This is a genomic window from Rhizobium centroccidentale, assembly GCF_030182565.1.
Taxonomy (GTDB): Bacteria; Pseudomonadota; Alphaproteobacteria; order Rhizobiales; family Rhizobiaceae; genus Rhizobium.
Genome location: NZ_JAQJCG010000001.1, coordinates 397,201 through 413,352, shown reverse-complemented (window position 1 = coordinate 413,352; position 16,152 = coordinate 397,201). Strand labels below are relative to the sequence as shown.

Sequence of the window (16,152 nt, the reverse complement as noted above, 5' to 3'; positions counted from 1 at the left end):
ATCGTGTTCCAAGCCGCGTATGCCGACGCCTGCGATACGCTTCCCATCCGAGGAAATACAGCAAATTCAAGCAGAAAGCCTACCCGCGCACAGGTCTCCCTAGAGCGGTTCAGCTTTTCACGGAATCGCCGAACCGCTCCATCTCTTTGTTTTCTCGCAATTTCAGACGGAAAACCGCTACACACTGTTCCTGGAATTGCTCTAGATGCGGTGCGCGCGATTGCGCTCGCGCTCGGCCAGGATCTGTTCCGACGTGTAAGGAGCTGCGGCTTCGTCGAAGCGGGTCCATCCTTGCTCCACATAGCTCGCGCGCCGCTGTGCAATGTCGACCGGCCGAGACGCGGCAAGGACCGATTGAGCCTGCGGTACAAGACTGTCTTCGACATGAGCAGCGACCAGAGATCCGCCACGGCGAATACCCTCTGCATAGAAATGGGCATCCTCTTCGGGAATCCCTTCCTTGATCATCGCACCAACAATTCCCCCGACCGCCCCGCCGGCCACAGCGCCCGCTACTGCACCCGCAGCGGTCGCAGCGAGCCAACCGGCGGCAACGACCGGCCCCACCCCGGGGATGGCGATCATGCCGAGCCCGGCGAGCAAGCCCCCGGCTCCACCCGCAACGGCACCAATACCAGCACCGGTACCAGCGCCTTCCGCGCCATAGCTGCCTTGTCCTTCCACATCGACGCCATCAGCCTTGTTGGTGATGATGCTGATCTCATCAGAAGCGACACCGGCATCCTCCAAGGCCTTTACGGCGGTGCGGGCATTATCATAGCTGTCATAAAGTCCAGTAACCGTTTGCATTGGATGCTCCTCGCTTTGTTGTCGATTATTTTGCCATTGTCACGTTGCCCTGGAAATCCAGCGAGACGGCGACAGGCTTGCCATCCTTGTCGGCGCTTGCACGCCAGACGCCCTGGTTATCGAGCTTCAGATCGCGAATATTCTTGTATCCGGCGTTTTCGAAGCGGGATTTCGCCTGCTTCTCACTGAAGCTGTTCTTGCCGGCGATCGGAGCTCCAGGGTTGCGCTGAGTGTTGACGGCGGGCGTTGTCTGCGATGTGGTTGGTTTTTCACTTTGCGCAAACGATCCTGTCGCGAAAGCCATCGCGACAAAGGTGATGCTGATAAGCTTGTTCATGTTTAGACCTTTCGTTGCTGACGGGGCGAACCCTGCAAAGGGCCGATTGTTCCCATAAATTCAGCAGGAGATGGATTTCTGGCAAAGAGCGACAGCGATTGCTTCCTCGCGATGCGCACCCAGATGCTGAAATGATCTGATCGCAACGATCGGGGACGGGCGACTCACCCGGATACAGTCAGGTTCCATCATCCTTGAGAGCAAGGTACGTGATCTCCATTGTCAGAGTGAGCCGCACCACCGAAATCCTGTCGCTCCTGGCGATCTCAACAGCAAGGTATTCGCCGTTCTTGTTCGGAATACCGTCCAAGGCCATCTCCGCCAATATTCGCTTCGCCTCATCAACCGCTGATATGAGATCCGGGAGATCTTGCCCCTCGTCATCATCAAGCACAGTCTCGCGATCTTTCGTTGCAAAATAAAAGGTTGTCATGTTCGACCTGTGGCGGTGCGCTGCCGGGGCAACGCACCGAAGAAGAAGTGCCGGCTGCAGTCCTATGCCGCCTTTTTGGCTTTTGCATTGGCCGCTGTTTCTGCCAGCTTCGTCAACTTCTGATCCGTCGCCTTTTCCTCCGCGAGCGTCTGCTGGAGAAGAGGTACCGCGTCCTTCAGGCCGAGCTGCTTGGCCCATTCAATGAGTGTGCCGTAGCGTGCGATCTCGTAATGCTCGACGGCCTGCGCCGAAGAGATCAGACCTGCATCGAGTGCCGGAGTTCCCTTGAACTCTTCGATGATTTCGTCAGCCTCTGCGATGATGCCCTGGATCGCTTCGCAGGTCTTGCCGCGCGCGGGCTTTCCAAGGAGCTCGAATACCTGTTCCAGGCGTTCGACGTGACCTTGGGTCTCATCGCGATGGTGGAGAAAGCCGTCCTTGCCTTCCTGCGCCTGCGCTGCGCGTGCCATCTTCGGCAAGGCTTTGAGGATTTGCTTTTCCGCGTAATAGATGTCTTTCAGCGTTTCCAGAAACAGATCGTTGAGTGTCTTTTCGGATGCCATGGGTGTCCTCCATCGAATAAGGATTAAAAGGAAGTCCGCCTATGCAGACCTCCTTCACGAACTCTATCAAGAGTTCTTGTGGCTTTGCTGGCCGGCCTTCACATGCTGTTCGTGGCTGCCGCCACGGGTGCCCCCGGACTGCTCGTTATGAGACGAAGCCTGCTTCGTGTTGGTATTCTTGTTGGTGTTCTTGTGGCTCTGCTGGCCGGCTTTGACGTGCTGATCGTGGGACCCACCTTGGGAAGCCATGATGTTTCTCCTCTTGTTTGATTGCGAGACCTTCATGGATCTCGCAGTCTTAACAGGCTTGGGACATGTTGGTTCCCGGCAGTGATCAAAAAAACGCGGTTACCGCCATTCCTATAACGGCTGCGAACATCGCGAGACACGAGGTCCAGCCGACAGCACTCAGGCCTCTGCCGATGACGAACTGTTGCATGACATCGCGATTGGAGGCGATCAGCATGAGGATCACCATGACGGGAACGGCTACCACGCCGTTGATCACAGCACTCCAGAACAAGGCTTTCATCGGGGCGATGGGGGTGAAGTTCAAGAGCATGCCGACAATGGTCGCCAGGCCGACGGTCGTATAGAAAGCCTTGGCCTCGCTCGGCTCGCGAGATAACCCGACCTTCCAGCGAGCCGCCTCGCCGACGGCATAGGCAGCCGAACCTGCGAGAACGGGCACCGCCAAAAGACCGGTTCCGATAATGCCTGTTGCAAAGATGATCTTGGCAAAAGGTCCGGCCAATGGCTCGATCGCTTTCGCCGCATCGACAGAACTCTCGATATTTGTTGAGCCCGCTTTGTTAAGCGTCGCGGCGGTCGTCGTGATGATCGCGAGCGCGACGATATTGGAAGCGGCCATGCCGATGACAGTATCCAATGTGATCCGTGTATTTGCCTTCTCCGCCTCCCGCGGATGGTCGACGAGAGGTTGTTCACGCGGCTTCTCCTTGAGGTCTTCGGCTTCTTGGGAAGCCTGCCAGAAGAAAAGATAGGGACTGATGGTGGTCCCGAAGATCGCGACGATCATCGACCAGTAATTCGGATCGGCCTTGAAGGTCGGCATCAGGAGACCGCGGCTAAAGGTCGACCAATCGACATGGACCACAAAGAGGGTCGCGATGTATGACAAGAGCGCGAGGCTCAACCATTTCAGGACGGCTACGTATCGTTTGTATTTGAGAAGGAGCTGCAGAAGGATGCAGATCACGCCGAAAGCCGCGACATAAACCAATGAATTGCCATTCAGCAGCAAATGTGCCGCATCTCCCATTGCACCAAGATCGGCACCGAGATTGATAACGTTAGCAACCAGGAGCGGAACAGTGACACTGACGCCGACCCAACGCGGATAACATTTCGCCATGCTGCCCGCCAAACCTCGGCCCGTGGTTCGGCCGATACGGGCACTGATCATCTGCACCGCCACCATCAGCGGATAGGTGAACACCAGCGTCCAACTCGCGAGGTAGCCGAACTGAGCTCCCGCCTGTGAGTAAGTCGCGATCCCGCTCGGATCATCGTCCGAGGCACCGGTGACCAAACCTGGTCCCAGAATTTCCAACAGACGTGGTTTTGAAGGTTCGACGACAGAGCTCTTGTCGTCCATCTGATAGCCGCTCATGACTGCCTCCCTGCAGAACCGGGACAGACACTTCTTGTCGGTCGCGGTGCGAACAAACCGCGCTTATTGGCGATTTGTTCCGCAACATGCAGCCCGGGCTAAAGCAATCAGTTCCAAAAGCTTGGGGGCGACACGATCAATTCCTGCTGTTCTTCGCAATATCTTGTCCGCGCGGGAACCTTCCGCATCCTGATTCATTTGATCTGCGACGCTATTGAGGAGACCGCGATATGGAGAAACAAAGGCGCTTCGAGCGACGCCGACCAGTAAGAGGCGCAGCATATACGCTCACCGACTTTCAGAAAAAGTATGCTTTGGACGACCGCATCGCCGAAGATCTCTTCATCCGCTTCGGTCCATCGTCGATAGAGCTCGATCTGCTGATGGCCGCAAAGCGACATACGCCCACGCTGAACGAACTGACGGAAGACATGCCGCAGCAATAGGCAAGAACCGGGCGGAAAACCTTACGTCAAGGTGCTCTGAGGAAGTGAAGCAGCGCGTGTGCCAGATCGAGGGGGTTCTCTTCTGCTACGTGATGCCCGCTCTCGATACCATGCCCCGAAACCTTGGTTGCCCACGATTGCCAGATCTTTCTCGGATCGCCGAAGAAATACTCGAGATCGTCACGTGTCGACCATAGGCATAGCAACGGACATGTAATTTTTTTCCCGGCTTTGCGATCCTGCCATTCGTCTTCGCGATCGACTGTCAAGCCAGCTCTATAATCTTCGATCATTCCATGGACGACGGCCGGGTCATGGATCGCCGCCATGAGATCCTGATAGGCTTCCTGCCCCATGAACTCAGGTGTGATCGCCTTGTACCAGCTTCTTGGATCGGCATTGATCGCCTGTTCTGGTTTGCCTGGTTGGGCGAAGAAGAACCAGTGATACCAATCGCGCGCGAACCGCCAATCCATCCGTTCGAGATGTTCGATAATGGGAATACTGTCGATCACGACGAGTCTCGTGATGATCTCGGGATAATCCATGGCGAGCCTGAAAGCGACGTAGCTTCCACGATCATGGCCCGCGACGGCAAAGCTGCGATGGCCCAATAGCTGCATCAAGCTGACGCAATCGAGCGCCTTTGCCCGCTTTGCCGAGTGTCGGCTATCTTCAGTGTCAGGTGGTTGAAAGGATTTCCCGAACCCGCGGAGATCGGGACAGACGATGGTGAAATGCGGAGACAGCAAATCCGCCACCTTGCTCCAGGTCATGTGCGTTCGCGGATGCCCGTGGAGTAGAAGCAGGGGCGGCCCATTGCCTCCGTACCGAACCCGTAGACTGCCCGGTCCAACATCAATGGTCTCAACTGCCATGCCGTCAAACAATTCTCGCCTCCCTTGCCCGGTCCACCGATCAGATCGTTCAAGAGGATGCAGACCCCTCTTTAAGGCTGACATCCCTCGCCCCGCGTCTTTGAAGCCACCGCAATACGCGGATCTCCTCCATGTCCATCCACTTTAAAAGCCGCTCACTACGTGTTTGAATCCTAAGAACATCACCGAGGCGCTCGTTCCTGAAATCCTCGAAGACCGCGGGATGAATATAGGATGTCTTGCAAACGGCGCGCGTGTTGACGAGCATCGCTGCAACGGCATCGACGACCTGATTAAGCTGGCGCGTGATCGCGCTTTCCGACGATCCGACCGTGAGAGGGGCCAAGGCCGAGACTGCCATACAGGTCGCTCCCCAGGTCCTGAATTGGCGCGAGCTGAAATCACTTCCCGCCGTTTCCCTGATATACGCATTGACATCTTGGGACGAAATCTGGCGACAGCCTCCCTCATCGCAGACATACTGAAAAAGTTGCTGACCTGGCAGTTCCTGCAAACGTCGAACGACGTTGGCGATCCGCCGGTCGCTATGGGCCAGATTCCATTCTTTGCCTGATTTACCCTTGAAGCGGAATTTGACCGTTCCCCCCTCCACCTGGACATGACGGCTCTTCAGCGTCGTCACCCCATAGGATCGGTTCTCCTCGGCATATGCGGTGTTGCCCACGCGAATATAGAGGTTATCGAGTATCCAGATCACTGTCGCCAAAGCCTTTTCCATCGTCAACCCGCGCGAGCGCAGATCGGCGTCGACGCGCTGGCGAATCTCAGGAAGGGTGTTGGCAAAATCGGCGAGGCGATCGAACTTGGTGCGGGCACGCTCGGACTGCCATTCCGGATGATAGCGATACTGTTTGCGGCCTCGGGCATCGAAACCGACGGCCTGAAGATGGGACAACGGATTGGTTGAGATCACGACATTCGTGTAGGCGGGCGGAATAGCCAAGGCATTCAGGCGAGCGATCTCATCTCGATCCCTAATCCTTATTCCGTTTGGAAGATAATAGAGAAATCCGTTCCTTCCGGGCTTCCTGCTGATGCCGTCTTCGAGATTGCCGATGTAGATCAGTCCGGAATGAAGCTTAGCTTCGGCGGCCGCGGCAGCGGCTTCGACTTTGGCGACTATCTGGTTCATGTGCCGATAACTCCCGTCCGGCGCCGCGGTTCCCAGGCCGCCTTATGTCGTGACGGGAAAGAACCTCGCGCATTATCAGCATCGACCCCAGAGAAAGTCCGCCTAACTGGCGAACGATCATCTGGAACAAACAATGTCGACCGCCGTTGCAATAGGCGTGAGTTTCACGTCTGGAGGATATTCAACATGGGTCGAGGTATTCTGCTCTGGCTTCTCGGCATTCCCCTGCCAATCGTCATTCTTCTCGTTCTCTTCACGCGATAGGAGGCGCAGATGTCCTCTATCGAAGAAGTGCCTGCGGGGACAGCCCCGGTCGAGTCCTCCAAGCCGGCCATTGTCTGGGCCCCGATCATCGGCGGCGCACTCGCCGCGACCGGCATTGCTCTTATCCTTCTTCTCCTCGGATCCGGGGTTGGCTTGACGATGGTGTCACCGTGGTCCGGCCAAAGCAGCTCGGCGACGGCCGTCGGTATCACCGCCCCCATCTGGCTGATAGTAGTTCAATGGCTGTCGTCCGCGATCGGCGGTTACCTCACGGGGAGGCTGCGCACGAAATGGGTCGAAGTCCACTCGGATGAGGTCTTTTTCCGCGACACGGCGCATGGATTTCTGAGTTGGGCGCTCGCAACAGTGTTCGTGGCTGGATTTCTAGCGTCTTCGCTGACATCGCTAGCGGGCGCGTCGGTCGACGCCGCGGGTAAGGTCGCGCAAACCGCCGCGGATGTCAGTGCCTCCGCTGCCTCAGCGACGAAGACGGATGCGACAGCTTACTTTACCGACGCCCTGCTTCGGCCCGCAAAGGTTTCAGACCGCGCCCAATCCGATGATCGGGCAGCAGCGGCAGAAATCTCACGCATCCTCCTGCAAGGTGCGGCCAGCGGAGAAATTCCCGATGGCGATAAGTCCTATATGGCAGCTATTGTTTCGGCACGCACCGGTCTTTCTGAGGGCGATGCACGCAACCGCGTCGATACGGTCCTTAAACAGATCGATGACGCGAAGTCAGCGGCGAAAGAAGCGGCTGATAAGGCGAGAAAGGCGGGTGCGACGACCGCGCTGGTCGGTTCTCTTTCGCTGCTGGTCGGCGCTTTCATCGCCTCCGCAGCTTCAGCCCTCGGGGGCCGGCAGCGTGACGAAGAAGAGGACCTGGTCGTTGCGACCCGCAGGCCGGGCCTCTGAAGCAAACGGTAAGTGCCCGCGTACATAGTGGACTAGGTTCATTATGGTCAGATAAGTCGATTGCCAAGAACGGAGCCAGAGATGCCCAAACGGAACGATTCTCCTGCAGTTCAATCCCTCTCGAGCGAACGCGAGGAGCAGCAGAAGCAAGCAACGAAAAACGAACTCGAAAAGGGCCTCGAGGACACATTCCCGGCGTCCGATCCCGTTTCCGCGACCCATACAGCAGTCTTACCGAAACATGCCCCCTCGGAAGCGGGCGAAAGAGGCAGGGCGCGGCATCATGTTGATGCATTTGAAGACAGGCTTCCTATCACTTCGGACAGGCAGGCCACGACAGGCGACGGGATCGGCGACAAAGGTGCCGCCAAAACCGAGGTTCGTGCGCTTTATCGAGCAGCACGCCAAGCGAGCCGAACTGATCCGGCGACGACTGCGCACGACCCTTCCGTCTCTTTGCCGGATGGCGCCGGCCTCCTAAGCGAAGTCAAGCATAGGATTCGCGAGCGACCGCTCGCGACAATAGTTGCGGCCGCGGTGATAGGGTTTGCGTGCGCCATGACACGTTAGCCAATTTTATCATCAACAACTCGACACCGGGACACCGGCGGATTGAGGATGACGCACAATAATTGAAGTGCCTCAGGTGAATTGGTCCGGCTGGAAGAAGTACCATTGATGTCGCCCAGGTGATTAAGGGTCTACTCGGCCCTATCACCGGCACTCCGGTATTCGTTGATATTGGGCAAGGGCTGTTGCGGTAGCAGAGTCTGATTTGCCACAAGGAGAGTACCAGATGAATCAGAATGACAGCCTCGAAGATACAGCTAAACTCGAAACCTATTACGACGCGGAGATCGGTTCTCGCGAAAAGCTCCAGCTGCAATTGCTGGAGCTACGAACTGAAATTGCAATCGTGCGAATTCGACTGCTGACGATCAGATATCGAGCAAGGAATGTCGCCTCCAGTGGAATCCGATGGGTTGATGCCTCTGCACATGACCAACTTGGAGCATATCCCTGGCTGAAGTTATCCGCAGCATCCCTGGCGGCCTTCATGACCGGACGCGTCCTTCGGCGGCTACCTCTCAGCTTGATGATGATCGCTACAAGACCGCTTCTTGCGACAGCCGTTGGGGCTGCTTCGAGGCACATTCGCCAAGCGGGCTAGCATCTACATTACCGATCGTATCATTTCACTTTCGGATGATGAATCGACAATTATGAAGTGAGCCTATTGCGATAGAAATACGATCAATCACAGTCGAACATATCTAGCGAAAATAATTTCACTGATCGACCGCCAAGAACAAGTCAATACCGAAGCAATTCCCGCCCCTCTTCTTGCAGCGATTAGAGAAAATGATCGCCGTATATTTGGGAAAGCGGCGCATTGACATCACACGCAGCTAAGCAAAGATGCAAAATTGTGATCGGGAAAGCCAAGCTACCTATACATATTCGAACATAGTTCTGTCCGCTTGCGTACGGAAGAATATGAAAGGGGAACAAGCTGCACGAGTAAGCATTGCAGATTTATCCAGGAGGATAAATCAAATGCTCATAACCGCGTGTTCTACATTGCAGGACGAAGTCGTCGCCCTGCTGCCAGCGTTGCGCAACTTTGCCCGGCGGTTCGTTTTTAGCGAAACCGATGTCGACGATCTCACACAGGAGACGGTCGGCAAAATGCTTGCCCATCTTGACAGCTTCACTCCGGGAACCAGGCTCAGGAGCTGGGCATTCACCATTATGCGAAACACTTACATGACGGAATACAAGCGCCAAAAACGGGTCCAGCTCCGTTCGAATGATGATGGGCTTTTCGAAATTCCGGTCGCAGGCCGCCAGCAGCTCTGCATTTATACGGCTGACGTACGCTCTGCCTTAACTCGCCTTCCCCCATATCAACGAGACGCACTTCTTATGATTGTCGACGGTTTATCATATGACGATGCGGCGAGACTTTCCGGATGCGAGATCGGGACCATTAAAAGCCGCGTCTCACGGGCACGCGCGACATTGGTTAAAATGCTCGGCGAGAATTCGATAGGTGGTGCTGCTTCGATCCACTAAGATTCTTTGTGACCTGCGCACAAATGGAGCTTGGGTTCACCTCTGCAAATGCGCCGAGGTGATTGCAGCGGTGGATTGGTCGCTTATTGTGATATTGTCGGTTTCCTTTCTCATATCTGGCTCCTTCGATGTCTGATCGCTGAATTCTTGCCATGTTAGGGAGCTTCAGCTTGGTCCCGCGCCTAGATGGGCACGCACCCTTCAGCACGAGAATTGCCTTCGAGCTCAGAGAGAGCCGCCGCACGCAAGGCTGACGGTTCCTGCATGGCTCCGCTATAATATCTTGCGACCGTCGCCATGATCTGAGCAACCGCAGTCGGATCACGTGAGACTCCTTTGCCACGCGCTATCGATTTGACGACGTCCATGCAGATCCGCAGATCTTCCCGCGAAAGAGAGCGATGGCTGTTCATTCTTCTGCTATCCCTGGAAAAGTGCCGCGTGCACCCTGCACCAATATCTTCAGCTGCTGCGGATTCCTCACACCCTGGCGATATAGTTCTATTACTATAGCAGCGATCCGCTCGCTTTCTTCCGATTGGCGCTGGATATCCGCCGCTGCCCGGATCTCATCAAAAACGCGCTGGCAAAGGTCCAAGTCGCCCGAATCGAGCGGCGCATCTGATCTCTTGATGATCGTCTGAACCATTCATGATCTCCATTGTGGAGCCCGCTCCATTGGAGGATGGAGCGGGCTTGCCCCTTAGAAGTCCATTCCTGCTCCGGCGGGCAATGCGGGAGCTGCCTCCTTCTTCGGCTTTTCAGCAATCATGGCTTCCGTCGTCACCAGCAAGCCCGCGACCGAAGCTGCATCCTGAAGTGCGGTGCGCACGACCTTGGCGGGATCGATGACGCCTTGGGCATAGAGATCGCCATATTCATTCGTCTGCGCATTCCAGCCATAGGAGAATTCGGTCTTCTCACGCAACTTGCCGACGATGATCGAACCTTCGGCGCCAGCATTCTCTGCTATTTGGCGAACCGGAGCCTCGATTGCCCGGCGAACAATATCGACGCCGACGCGCTGGTCGTCGTTTTCAGTCTTGAGACCGTCAAGCGCCTTGACGGCTCTCAGCAGAGCAACGCCGCCGCCCGGCAGGATACCTTCCTCGACTGCGGCACGAGTCGCATGCAGCGCATCATCGACGCGGTCCTTCTTTTCCTTCACTTCGACTTCCGTCGAGCCGCCAACGCGGATCACGGCAACGCCGCCAGCGAGCTTTGCAAGGCGTTCCTGCAGCTTCTCGCGGTCGTAGTCAGAGGTGGTTTCTTCGATCTGAGCCTTGATCTGGGCAACACGGCCTTCGATGTCCGATTTCGAGGCGACGCCATCGATGATGGTCGTGTTCTCCTTCTCGATCGCGACCTTCTTGGCCCGGCCGAGCATGTCGAGGGTGACGTTCTCGAGCTTGATGCCGAGGTCTTCGGAGATGACGGTGCCGCCCGTCAGGATGGCGATGTCTTCCAGCATGGCCTTGCGGCGGTCACCGAAGCCCGGAGCCTTGACGGCAGCGATCTTGAGACCGCCACGCAGCTTGTTGACAACGAGGGTCGCAAGAGCTTCGCCTTCGACGTCTTCAGCAATGATGAGGAGCGGTTTGCCGGATTGGACGACGGCTTCCAGGATCGGAAGTAGCGGCTGCAGGTTCGAGAGCTTCTTTTCGTGGATGAGGATATAGGGATCCTCGAACTCGACCCGCATCTTCTCGGCGTTGGTGACGAAATACGGGCTGAGATAGCCGCGGTCGAACTGCATGCCTTCGACGACTTCGAGTTCGGTTTCAGCGGTCTTGGCTTCTTCAACCGTGATGACGCCTTCGTTGCCGACTTTCTGCATGGCTTCGGCAAGATAACGGCCGATTTCGGCATCGCCGTTAGCCGAAATGGTGCCAACCTGGGCGATCTCGGCATTGTTGGAGATCTTGCGGGCGTTGGTCTTCAGTTCGGCGACGACAGCGTCGACGCCCAGGTCGATGCCGCGCTTCAGATCCATCGGGTTCATGCCGGAGGCGACCGCCTTGGCGCCTTCCTTGACAATCGCTTGAGCGAGAACGGTCGCGGTCGTGGTGCCATCGCCGGCAAGATCGTTGGTCTTGGAGGCGACTTCGCGCAGCATTTGGGCGCCCATGTTCTCGAACTTGTCCTCCAGTTCGATTTCCTTGGCAACGGAAACGCCGTCCTTGGTGATGCGCGGAGCGCCGAAGGACTTGTCGATGACGACGTTACGCCCCTTCGGGCCGAGCGTGACCTTCACGGCATTGGCGAGCACATCGACCCCTCGCAGCATGCGTTCACGGGCATCGGTGTGAAACTTGACTTCTTTCGCAGCCATTTCTTTAACTCCTCAATAGGCAGCTATCAGACTGATGGTTCATGGCGTGGAGGCTCAGGCAGCCTGTTTCTGCTCGGCCTGGGCTTCGATGATGCACATGACATCGCTTTCCTTCATGATGAGCAGATCTTCGCCGTTGATCTTGATCTCGGTGCCGGACCATTTTCCGAACAGGATGCGATCGCCAGCCTTGACGTCGAGGGTCTGCACCTGGCCGGCGTCGTTGCGCGCGCCGGGACCGACGGCGATAACCTCGCCTTCCTGCGGCTTTTCCTTGGCGGTGTCGGGAATGATGATGCCGCCTTTGGTCTTTTCCTCGGAATCGACGCGGCGGACGAGAATGCGATCATGAAGCGGTCGGAACGACATGTTTTCCTCCGTTGAGCAAAAAAGATGACGTTGATCCCCTCACCGGGCCGGATGACCAGTCCGGGCGGGTGCAAAACCTCGTTCGAGCTTTTTGCGCGAAATGATCTGGTTTTCGGATTTTTCGATTTCAAGAGGGATAGAAGAAAAAATTAGCACTCATTTTGAGTGGCTGCTAACACACTGGAAAGGAACAAGAAAATGGCATTCTGCGTTGAAAATCCGTTGATGGCCGCAAAAATTTGCGCCACCATCCGACTGTCACGAAACGGAGATGAAGCATGCGATTTTCATCGGAACTGGAAGGTCAACTGAACGGCTATGGGCTGACCACAGCGCATATCCTCTATCACATTCCCGATTTCGAATCCGTCCTGCAGACCTACGTCTGGCAGGATTACGATCTAGCGCCCGATTTTCCCGAAATGCACAGGTTCCTCGATTTCTGGCAAACCAATCTCGACGGGCCGCTGCATTCCGTCCGCTATAGCCATCGGCGTCTGATCGGTCCAAATGAATGGCGTCGCGTGGAAGGCGAGTTCAAGCTCCATTAAGACCTGAACCGAAATTTTCCTTCCCAGGTCGTCGACAAACAAGGCTTGATGAGCTCGGTCATTCGCCTTTGCCTGCTCGGAGTGAGGCCAACGGGGAAGGAAAATCAAACACGTCCACTGGCGCGATTGCCTCGCATTGGCTCCAGCAGACGTGTTTGACGCAATGTCAGAGCAACATCGACGCACCACGATCGAGATAGGTATCGAGGAATTGCTCTAGACGAGGATTTCTCGGTTTCTTGAAGACCTCTTGCGGCGGTCCGCTGAACAGCACCTTGCCGTGATCGAGAAAGATGATCTGCTGGCCGACGGTCGCGGCGAAACCTATTTCGTGCGAAACGACGACCATCGTCATGCCCTCGGCCGCCAGGTCGCGCATGACGTTCAAGACCTCGCCGGTCAGTTCCGGATCGAGCGAAGAGGTCGGCTCATCGAACAGCATGATCTTCGGCTTCAAAGCGAGGGCGCGGGCGATCGCCACGCGTTGCTGCTGTCCGCCGGAAAGCTGCGAGGGATAATGCCCCGCTCTCGCCTCAAGGCCGACCTTGACGAGTTGCACCATGGCCGCATCCTCGGCCTGCTTTCGGCTCATCTTGTGAACCGTCTTCAATGCCTCGCTGACATTGCCCAGCGCCGTCATATGCGGCCAGAGATTGAATTGCTGGAACACCATGCCGATCTGCGCGCGGATCGAACGATTGGTCGCCGCGGAAATGCGTTCACGGCGCCCTTGAGAATCCTCGGCGAAGCCAAGAACCTCGCCGTTGATGGAGATCGTCCCCCGTGTTGCCTCTTCAAGAAAAGCCATGCATCGCAAAAGCGTGCTTTTGCCCGAGCCGGATGGACCGATGAGACAGGAGACCTGCCCCGGCTCGATAGCAAGATCGATGCCGTGAAGGACCGTCGTCTCTCCGAACGTCTTGACGAGATTCCTGACTTCTATAGCGGAGACGCTCATGCGTTGAAAAACCTGAATCTGGAAAGTTTCGTTTCGGCAAGGTTGCCAAGCCAGCCGGTGACTTCGACGAGCACCCAGTAAAAGAGCGCCAGAGCCGAAAGCGCCTCGACGAAAGCATATTGCTGCGACCCGATCGCGCTCAGCGTCGCCGTCAATTCCGGCACGGTGATGATGGAGAGGACCGCCGTCTCCTTCATCAGGATGACGACCATGTTCACGCAGGGCGGTAGCACCAGCATCGTCATCTCGGGCAACAGGATGCGTCTGATGATCTGCCCGCGCGTCAAGCCGACGCATTCGCCAGCTTCGATATGTCCTTTCGGCACGGCCCGAAATCCGGAACGAAAGATTTCGCTGAAATAGGCCGCGCCGTAGATTGAAATGCCGATCAGTCCAGCAGGCACCGGATCGAGCTCGAGGCCGACGAAAGGACCGCCATAATAGACGAGGAAGATCTGGATGAGAAACGGCGTGCCACGCAATACGGCCACGACGGCACCCAGTATCTTGTCGACCACCGTGCCGCCATACTGCCGGGCGACCGCCATCAGGAAGCCTATGACGGCCGCAGCAATGGTGCCCAGGATCCAGATCATGATCGTTACGCCGGCACCGCTGAGGATGGCGGGCCACTGCCCGATCAGAACGTTGATATCGAAGGTCATCGCGGCACTCCGGGCAATCTGCTTTCGATCAAGCCGCCGGCAAGCGCCACCACCCAGTTGATCACGAGATAGATGAGGCCAGCCGAGGCGAAGATCTGCAGTGGCAGGAAGGTGCTGCCGGCAAGATCCTGGGCCATCCGGGTCAGTTCGACGATGCCGACAACGGAAACCAGCGACGATGCCTTCAGAATAAGGATCGCCTCATTGACAAGAGCTGGAAAGGTAAGGCGCAGCGCGATCGGAACCTTGATGCGGCGAAAGATCTGGCGTGGCGTCAGGCCAACCATCTCCGCCGACTCCACAAGGCCCAGCGGCACGCTGGCAAAGCCGCCGCGCAGGTTCTCTGCCTGGTAGGCAGCCGTGCAAAGCGACAGGCCGGTGATGGCGGCGACGATGCTCGGCACGTTGAGACCGACGGCCGGAAGCAAATTGTAAATCAGCAGCAACTGCACCAGTAGCGGCACGCCGCGAAAAAAGCTGATGAAAAACTGGGCAGGTCGCACGAAAAGGCTACGCCCCGTCAGCAACATTCCCGAAATCAGGATCGCAATTGCAAAACCGATAAAGATCGACACAAAGCTGATCGTCACCGTGTAGATGGATGCCTGCACAAGCAATCCAAAGAGCTCGATGGACATTGTTGAGTGTTCGCCCGCGTGGTGACCAGGAAGCTGAGATCTCGGCAGTCAGCCGTGCCCGACAACAAAGCGGGCACGGCCTATTTCCGGGGGCTGATCAGAATGCCGGGTCCTTGACGGCGTCAGGCGTATCGAAGCTTGCGCCGAACCATTTCTTCTGCAGCGTCGCCATGCGGCCGTCGGCCTTGATCTTCAGCATGGCTGCGTCGATAGCGTCCATCAGCGGTGCGTGATCGGCGTCCTTCAGGCCGATGAAACCGAAATAGGACTTCTTGCCGAAGGGCGGCAGCACGACTTCGAACGTGCCTTCACGCTGTTTGGCGACGAATGCGATATTCGGCAGCGAGTTGGCAACGCCGGCGATGCGGCCGGCCGCGAGATCGGCGTAGGATTCGGTAAAGGCCGGATATTCGCGAATATCGGCCTTGGTCGGCAGGGTGTCGGAAAACTCCTTGAGCTGATCGAGCTGCGCGGTCGCCTTGCCGACGCCAATCTTCTTGCCGGCAATGTCTTCCGGCTTGTTGATCGTCTTGTCACCCGCCTTTTTCAGGATCGCGATGGTTGCTTCGGCCAGGGGCGGGGTAAAGCGATAGCGCTCCATGCGCTTCTTGGTGATGGTCGCCGGGCCGGCAACGACGTCGAACTTGCCGGCTTCAAGCGCCGGGAAAACGCCGTCCCATGGCAGGGTGACCCATTCGATCTTCACGCCCAGCTCCTTGCCGATCTCGTCGAACAGATCGACGTTCAAGCCGACATGCTTGCCTGCATCGATGAAATCGAACGGAGCGAAGGCCGTCTCGGTGCCGACCTTCAGGGTGCCGGCGGCCTTGACGGCGGCGAGCGTGTCAGCCGCATGGGCCGAGATCGTTGCGCCAAACAAAAGTGCTGCGCCAACCAGCCCCCTCAGAAGCGAATTCTTCCTCATGTCTTTCTCTCCAGTTTTTTGCCCTTCCTCTGGAAGGTTCAGGTTCCCCAAAGCATTGTCCCGCCAGGTCGATTTCTGTGACCTTTTTGTCTATACAAATAGATACAGCCTCGCCTACACTGTCAAACACAAAACATAACGAACGCAAGAATTATGCCGTATGATGTCCAATCGATCTGACAGAAGCGGCTTCACGGACACTGAGT

General features: G+C 56.7%; 20 protein-coding genes. 5 read left to right on the top strand and 15 right to left on the bottom strand.

The window, feature by feature from the left end; all coding sequences use genetic code 11:
• Window positions 1-201: 201 nt before the first annotated feature.
• From PH562_RS01840 to PH562_RS01815, 6 genes are all read right to left on the bottom strand, one after another.
• Window positions 202-810, bottom strand: a complete 609-nt coding sequence (locus PH562_RS01840; protein ID WP_285171160.1) for a general stress protein — start codon at window positions 808-810, stop codon at window positions 202-204.
• Between the two features lie 25 nt (window positions 811-835).
• Window positions 836-1,147, bottom strand: coding sequence for a PepSY domain-containing protein (locus tag PH562_RS01835; RefSeq protein WP_113231907.1), 312 nt, complete (start codon window positions 1,145-1,147; stop codon window positions 836-838).
• Window positions 1,148-1,325: 178 nt separating this feature from the next.
• Window positions 1,326-1,580, bottom strand: a complete 255-nt coding sequence (locus PH562_RS01830) for a DUF6894 family protein (RefSeq protein ID WP_113231908.1) — start codon at window positions 1,578-1,580, stop codon at window positions 1,326-1,328.
• 62 nt (window positions 1,581-1,642) lie between these two features.
• Window positions 1,643-2,143: a YciE/YciF ferroxidase family protein gene (locus PH562_RS01825; RefSeq protein WP_113388654.1), complete on the bottom strand. Its 501-nt coding sequence runs from the start codon at window positions 2,141-2,143 to the stop codon at window positions 1,643-1,645.
• Between the two features lie 66 nt (window positions 2,144-2,209).
• Window positions 2,210-2,392, bottom strand: coding sequence for a hypothetical protein (locus tag PH562_RS01820; protein ID WP_113231910.1), 183 nt, complete (start codon window positions 2,390-2,392; stop codon window positions 2,210-2,212).
• 85 nt (window positions 2,393-2,477) lie between these two features.
• Window positions 2,478-3,776, bottom strand: coding sequence for an NRAMP family divalent metal transporter (locus PH562_RS01815; protein WP_285171159.1), 1,299 nt, complete (start codon window positions 3,774-3,776; stop codon window positions 2,478-2,480).
• Window positions 3,777-4,006: 230 nt separating this feature from the next.
• Here PH562_RS01815 and PH562_RS01810 point away from each other — a divergent pair, with 230 nt between their 5' ends.
• A complete protein-coding gene (locus PH562_RS01810; RefSeq protein WP_113231911.1) occupies window positions 4,007-4,222 on the top strand; it encodes a hypothetical protein in 216 nt (71 codons plus the stop codon).
• A 26-nt stretch (window positions 4,223-4,248) separates the two neighbouring features.
• On the opposite strand, the gene PH562_RS01805 is transcribed toward PH562_RS01810, so the two are convergent.
• Entirely contained in the window at window positions 4,249-5,112 is an 864-nt protein-coding gene (locus tag PH562_RS01805) for an alpha/beta fold hydrolase (protein WP_113231912.1), read from the bottom strand.
• A gap of 37 nt (window positions 5,113-5,149) precedes the next feature.
• Window positions 5,150-6,253, bottom strand: coding sequence for a DNA topoisomerase IB (locus PH562_RS01800; RefSeq protein ID WP_285171158.1), 1,104 nt, complete (start codon window positions 6,251-6,253; stop codon window positions 5,150-5,152).
• A gap of 273 nt (window positions 6,254-6,526) precedes the next feature.
• On the opposite strand from PH562_RS01800, the gene PH562_RS01795 reads away from it, so the two are divergent.
• From PH562_RS01795 to PH562_RS01785, 3 genes are all read left to right on the top strand, one after another.
• Window positions 6,527-7,432 (top strand): hypothetical protein, encoded by a 906-nt coding sequence (locus tag PH562_RS01795; RefSeq protein WP_285171157.1) that lies wholly within the window; start codon window positions 6,527-6,529, stop codon window positions 7,430-7,432.
• Between the two features lie 796 nt (window positions 7,433-8,228).
• Window positions 8,229-8,603 (top strand): hypothetical protein, encoded by a 375-nt coding sequence (locus PH562_RS01790; protein ID WP_285171156.1) that lies wholly within the window; start codon window positions 8,229-8,231, stop codon window positions 8,601-8,603.
• Between the two features lie 386 nt (window positions 8,604-8,989).
• A complete protein-coding gene (locus PH562_RS01785; protein ID WP_113231918.1) occupies window positions 8,990-9,508 on the top strand; it encodes a sigma-70 family RNA polymerase sigma factor in 519 nt (172 codons plus the stop codon).
• A 409-nt stretch (window positions 9,509-9,917) separates the two neighbouring features.
• On the opposite strand, the gene PH562_RS01780 is transcribed toward PH562_RS01785, so the two are convergent.
• Genes PH562_RS01780 through groES form a run of 3 tightly spaced genes read right to left on the bottom strand, consistent with a single transcriptional unit; the run spans window position 9,918 to window position 12,209 of the window.
• The gene (locus PH562_RS01780) at window positions 9,918-10,157 is read right to left on the bottom strand and encodes a hypothetical protein (protein ID WP_285171155.1); all 240 of its coding nucleotides are present in this window, start codon (window positions 10,155-10,157) and stop codon (window positions 9,918-9,920) included.
• Window positions 10,158-10,211: 54 nt separating this feature from the next.
• The gene (groL, locus tag PH562_RS01775; protein ID WP_285171154.1) at window positions 10,212-11,840 is read right to left on the bottom strand and encodes a chaperonin GroEL; all 1,629 of its coding nucleotides are present in this window, start codon (window positions 11,838-11,840) and stop codon (window positions 10,212-10,214) included.
• 54 nt (window positions 11,841-11,894) lie between these two features.
• Window positions 11,895-12,209: a co-chaperone GroES gene (gene groES, locus PH562_RS01770; protein ID WP_285171153.1), complete on the bottom strand. Its 315-nt coding sequence runs from the start codon at window positions 12,207-12,209 to the stop codon at window positions 11,895-11,897.
• 278 nt (window positions 12,210-12,487) lie between these two features.
• Here groES and PH562_RS01765 point away from each other — a divergent pair, with 278 nt between their 5' ends.
• The gene (locus PH562_RS01765; RefSeq protein ID WP_069614226.1) at window positions 12,488-12,760 is read left to right on the top strand and encodes an usg protein; all 273 of its coding nucleotides are present in this window, start codon (window positions 12,488-12,490) and stop codon (window positions 12,758-12,760) included.
• 166 nt (window positions 12,761-12,926) lie between these two features.
• Here PH562_RS01765 and PH562_RS01760 read toward each other — a convergent pair whose 3' ends face one another.
• From PH562_RS01760 to PH562_RS01745, 4 genes are all read right to left on the bottom strand, one after another.
• A complete protein-coding gene (locus PH562_RS01760) occupies window positions 12,927-13,718 on the bottom strand; it encodes an amino acid ABC transporter ATP-binding protein (RefSeq protein WP_113233059.1) in 792 nt (263 codons plus the stop codon).
• Window positions 13,715-14,383, bottom strand: a complete 669-nt coding sequence (locus PH562_RS01755; protein WP_285171152.1) for an amino acid ABC transporter permease — start codon at window positions 14,381-14,383, stop codon at window positions 13,715-13,717. Before PH562_RS01755 ends, PH562_RS01760 begins: the two co-directional genes overlap by 4 nt.
• Window positions 14,380-15,021, bottom strand: coding sequence for an amino acid ABC transporter permease (locus PH562_RS01750; protein WP_285171151.1), 642 nt, complete (start codon window positions 15,019-15,021; stop codon window positions 14,380-14,382). The genes PH562_RS01755 and PH562_RS01750 overlap by 4 nt, the downstream gene beginning before the upstream one ends.
• A 97-nt stretch (window positions 15,022-15,118) precedes the next feature.
• Entirely contained in the window at window positions 15,119-15,946 is an 828-nt protein-coding gene (locus tag PH562_RS01745; RefSeq protein ID WP_047636928.1) for a transporter substrate-binding domain-containing protein, read from the bottom strand.
• Between the last annotated feature and the right edge of the window lie 206 nt (window positions 15,947-16,152).